This window comes from Nocardioides sp. (assembly GCF_036401255.1).
Lineage (GTDB): Bacteria > Actinomycetota > Actinomycetes > Propionibacteriales > Nocardioidaceae > Nocardioides.
In genome coordinates, this window is record NZ_DASWVI010000296.1 from 1 (window position 1) to 3,991 (window position 3,991).

Sequence of the window (3,991 nt, forward strand, 5' to 3'; positions counted from 1 at the left end):
TGAGCCCCGGCTCGGTGGAGATGTCGAACGTCGACCTCGCGGCCGAGTTCACCAACCTCATCCTCGCCCAGCGCGGCTTCCAGGCCAGCTCGCGGGTCATCACGACCTCCGACCAGGTGCTCGAGGACCTCGTCAACATCAAGCGGTGACCCCTGGCGGGGCGCCCGGACCGCTCAGGTCCGGGCGCTCGCCGCCGATGAACACTTCGAGCGCCACGGACGGCAGCTCGGAACGGCCCAAGGACGGTGCACATGATCACGCTCAGGCGACTCTCGGGAACGGTGTTCGCACTCAACTCCGACCTCATCGAACGAGTTGACTCCACCCCCGACACCGTGGTCACCCTGGTCGACGGCAAGAAGTACGTCGTCACCGACACGCTCGAGGAAGTGATCGACGCCGTCCGCTACTACCGCGGTGAGGTGCTGGCTCTCAGCTCCTACATCGAGGTCGAGCCCCGGCGCCAGCAGCCCCGTCTGGGCACCGTCAGCGAGCACCCGGCCGCTCACCTCACCCGGATCGACAGGGCGGAATCCTGATGGATCCGGCAACCCTGATCGGAGTCCTCGTCGGATTCCTGGTCGTCATCGTGGTCAACGTCCTCGAGGGCGGCAACCCGATGGCGCTGTTCCTGATGCCGCCGATGCTCCTCGTCTTCGGGGTCACGCTGCTGATCTCGCTCGCCGGCGGGACGATGGGCGACTTCAAGCTCGCGATGCGCGGCCTGGTCCACGCCTTCACCTCCGGCGCCCCCAACAGTGCCCTCCTGGTGCCGCAGCTCGTCTCGCTGGCCGACAAGGCTCGCCGCGAGGGTCTGCTCGCGCTCGAGGACGCGGTCGCCGAGCTCGACGACGAGTTCCTCGCGCGGGCGCTCACGATGGCGATCGACGGGACCGACCCCGAGGAGCTCCGCGACATCCTCGAGGCCGAGGTCCAGGCCAAGCGCGCCGAGGTCAAGCAGGCCGCCAGGTTCTGGAACGCGGCGGGCGGCTACGCCCCCACGATCGGCATCGTCGGCACCGTCATGGGCCTCGTGCACGTGCTCGAGCAGCTCGCCGAGCCCGAGAAGCTCGGCCACCTGATCGCCGGCGCATTCGTCGCCACCCTCTGGGGCGTCATGTCCGCCAACGTGTTCTTCCTGCCCCTCGGCGCCCGCCTGCTGCGGCTCGGGGAGCTCGAGGCCGCTCAGATGGAGCTCGTCATCGAGGGCGTCTCCGCCGTCCAGGCCGGCTCCAACCCGCGCATCGTCGCCCAGCGGCTGCGCTCCCTGCTGCCCGTCGACCAACGTGAGGAGGCTGCCTGATGAGCGCCCCTCCACGACGCCGCAAGAAGCAAGCCGAGGAGCCCGAGCACGACAACCACGAGCGCTGGCTCGTGACGTACGCCGACATGCTCACGCTGCTGATGGTCCTGTTCATCGTGATGTTCGCGATGAGCCAGGTCGACGAGGCGAAGTACCACGCCCTCAAGTCGGGCCTGGCCGACGGCTTCGGCGCCGAGAGCTCGATCATGAGCGGCAGCACCTCGGTGCTCGCGGACGACCTCGCCGAGAAGGGCCCGGAGTACGTGAGCACCCAGGCGTTCCAGGCGATGCCCGCCGACCAGCAGAAGCTGGTGATGGACGCCGTCACCGCCGAGGAGCGCCGCCGCCAGCAGGCGCAGTACGCCGAGGCGGAGGCCGAGGCCAAGCGGCTCCAGGCGGTCCGGCGCGAGCTGATGAAGGCGCTGCGGCGAGCCGGCCTCCAGCACGACGTGTTCACCGCGATCGACGAGCGGGGCCTGGTCGTGAGCCTGGTCTCACGGCACGTCGTCTTCGAGCCGAACATCGCCCGGCTCAGCCGGCGCGGCGAGCGGGTGGTCGACACGCTCGCACCGGTGCTCCGGGAGGTGACGAACGCGCTGCGCATCGACGGCCACACCAACCAGGAGCCGGTGAAGCCGAAGTACTTCGCCACCGACTGGGACCTCTCGGCCGCCCGCGCGGTCACCGTGCTGCGCCGCCTCAACGAGGTGGACGAGGTGCCCAAGAAGCGGCTCTCGCTGTCGGCCTTCGGCCACGAGCGGCCGCTGATCGACCCGGACGTCGAAGGGTCGCAGGAGATCAACAAGCGGGTCGACATCGTCGTCCTGCCGGAGACCAGCTTCGAGGCCACCCAGCTGATCGACGACGTGCTGAGCGCCCGACCGGGCGGACAGGGGTGAGAGGGATGAGCGTGACTGCGATCAAGGCCAGCAAGGCCAAGGACACCGACGCCGAGGGCGACGGCAAGGCGGCCAAGGGCGGCAAGCGCAAGAAGCTGCTCCTGCTCGTGGCGGGCGTGCTGGTCGTCGCGCTGGCGGCGTACTGGTTCGTGCTGAAGCCGAGCGCGAGCGCCGACGAGGGCCCCAAGCCGGGCGCGATCCTGCCGCTGGAGTCGACCCAGATCAACCTGGCGTCGGGCCACTACCTCAAGGTCGGCATCGCCCTGCAGCTGGTCGAGGGGGCGCCCGAGGAGCTCGACGGCAGCAAGGCGCTGGACGCGACCATCGAGCTGTTCAGCGGCCGGACGGTCGAGGAGGTCGGCAACGCGGGCAAGCGCAAGGAGCTCAAGGAGGAGCTCGAGACCACGCTGGAGAAGGCGTACGAGGAGGAGGTCATGGGGATCTACTTCACGGAGTTCGTCACGCAGTGACGTGAGAGCTCCCCTGGTGGGCTGACCCCGAACAACCGAATGTGAGCCAGCACCGGATTTCCGGTGCCGAGTTCCCTTAAGGAACGCGCCGGACGGGCCGATGCATGTCATCGTGGCCGCCTCCGACGCTTCCGTGACGCACCCCGACGCCCCGCCCGCGGCGGACCGGGCGTCTCGGCGCGCCTCCGCGATCCCGCAACCGTACGACTTCCGGCGTCCCATCCAGCTCTCCCGCGAGCACTCGCGGATGCTGCAGCTGACCCTCGACGACTTCTGCCGGCAGGCGACGACGGTGTTCACGTCCTCCCTGCGGACCGTCTGCTCGGTGGGCGTCACCTCGATCGAGCAGCGGACGTACGCCGAGTACATCGACTCGCTCGACAACCTGACGTACCTCACCACCTTCTCGGCGGAGCCGCTGTTCAACCGCGGCGTCCTGGAGCTCCCGCTCGTCGCCGTGATGACCTGCGTGGACCACATGCTGGGTGGCCCCGGGCGCGACGACCAGCCGGAGCGCCCGCTGACCGAGATCGAGGCCGGCGTCGCCAGCGGGATGATCGAGCGCCTGCTCCGGGAGATGCGCTACTCGATGGCCTCGATCGTGGCCTTCGAGCCCGAGGTCCGCGGTGTCGAGTACAGCCCGCAGTTCGCGCAGGTCGCGGGCGCCTCGGACGTGATGGTCGCGGTCAGCCTGGAGCTGCGGATCAGCGAGCGGAGCTTCCGGATGACGCTGTGCATGCCGTTCTCCAGCGTGCTCCCCCACCTGGTCCGCGCCGCGGCGCCCTCCCCGGTCTCCGAGCGCGAGCGGGCCCAGCGCGCGCAGGCCGCGGCCGAGCTCGCCGACCAGTTCCAGCGGGTCCCCGTCGAGGTCGCCGTCAGCCTGCGACCCACCACGTTGAGCCCGGCCGATCTCGCGGCGCTGAAGCCCGGCGACGCGGTCCGGCTGCACCACCCCGCCGCGGCGCCCCTCGAGGTCGTCGTCGACGGCACCTGTTTCGCGCACGCGACGCCCGGGACCAGCGGGTACCGGCTCGCCGCTCTGATCGTAGGCACCCCGAAGGAGAACGCATGACCACCGTGCAGACCACCGCCGACCTCCAGCTGGCGGTGAGTGCCGCGACCGCGGCCATCACCGTGCTGCCGGCCTCGGAGCCGCTCTCGGCCGGAGCACCGCGCCCCGGCACGCCCGACGACCTCCAGGGCACCGGCTTCGCGGGCGCCGTGGTCGCCGACCTCGAGGGCCCCGTCTCGGGGCCGCTCGCGATCGTCGTCGGCGCCGAGCTCGTCGCGGCGCTCGCGGCCAGCCCGATCGGCGGGCT

At 70.4% G+C, this 3,991-nt stretch carries 6 protein-coding genes and 1 pseudogene; all 7 read left to right on the forward strand.

Annotation, left to right across the window (positions count from 1 at the left end; translation table 11 throughout):
- The first annotated feature begins 14 nt into the window (after positions 1-14).
- Positions 15-149 carry a flagellar basal body rod C-terminal domain-containing protein gene (locus VGD85_RS13900; protein WP_331064041.1) on the forward strand — a complete coding sequence of 45 codons (135 nt, stop codon included), beginning with the start codon at positions 15-17 and terminating at the stop codon, positions 147-149.
- Positions 150-251: 102 nt separating this feature from the next.
- Entirely contained in the window at positions 252-539 is a 288-nt protein-coding gene (locus VGD85_RS13905; protein WP_331064036.1) for a flagellar FlbD family protein, read from the forward strand.
- The gene (locus VGD85_RS13910) at positions 539-1,303 is read left to right on the forward strand and encodes a motility protein A (RefSeq protein ID WP_331064037.1); all 765 of its coding nucleotides are present in this window, start codon (positions 539-541) and stop codon (positions 1,301-1,303) included. Before VGD85_RS13905 ends, VGD85_RS13910 begins: the two co-directional genes overlap by 1 nt.
- Positions 1,303-2,202, forward strand: a complete 900-nt coding sequence (locus tag VGD85_RS13915; protein WP_331064038.1) for a flagellar motor protein MotB — start codon at positions 1,303-1,305, stop codon at positions 2,200-2,202. The genes VGD85_RS13910 and VGD85_RS13915 overlap by 1 nt, the downstream gene beginning before the upstream one ends.
- A gap of 5 nt (positions 2,203-2,207) precedes the next feature.
- Positions 2,208-2,672 carry a flagellar basal body-associated FliL family protein gene (locus tag VGD85_RS13920; RefSeq protein ID WP_331064039.1) on the forward strand — a complete coding sequence of 155 codons (465 nt, stop codon included), beginning with the start codon at positions 2,208-2,210 and terminating at the stop codon, positions 2,670-2,672.
- A gap of 133 nt (positions 2,673-2,805) precedes the next feature.
- Positions 2,806-3,744 carry a flagellar motor switch protein FliM gene (locus tag VGD85_RS13925; protein WP_331064040.1) on the forward strand — a complete coding sequence of 313 codons (939 nt, stop codon included), beginning with the start codon at positions 2,806-2,808 and terminating at the stop codon, positions 3,742-3,744.
- Positions 3,741-3,991, forward strand: a pseudogene (locus VGD85_RS13930) (flagellar motor switch protein FliN); the annotation flags it as partial. The gene VGD85_RS13925 and the pseudogene VGD85_RS13930, both read left to right, overlap by 4 nt.

What these genes read in the sequence shown, in the direction of transcription:
- VGD85_RS13920 (WP_331064039.1), top strand. Translation starts at nt 2,208, where the DNA reads ATGAGCGTGACTGCGATCAAGGCCAGCAAGGCCAAGGACACCGACGCC.
- VGD85_RS13910 (WP_331064037.1), top strand. Translation starts at nt 539, where the DNA reads ATGGATCCGGCAACCCTGATCGGAGTCCTCGTCGGATTCCTGGTCGTC.
- VGD85_RS13905 (WP_331064036.1), top strand. Translation starts at nt 252, where the DNA reads ATGATCACGCTCAGGCGACTCTCGGGAACGGTGTTCGCACTCAACTCC.
- VGD85_RS13915 (WP_331064038.1), top strand. Translation starts at nt 1,303, where the DNA reads ATGAGCGCCCCTCCACGACGCCGCAAGAAGCAAGCCGAGGAGCCCGAG.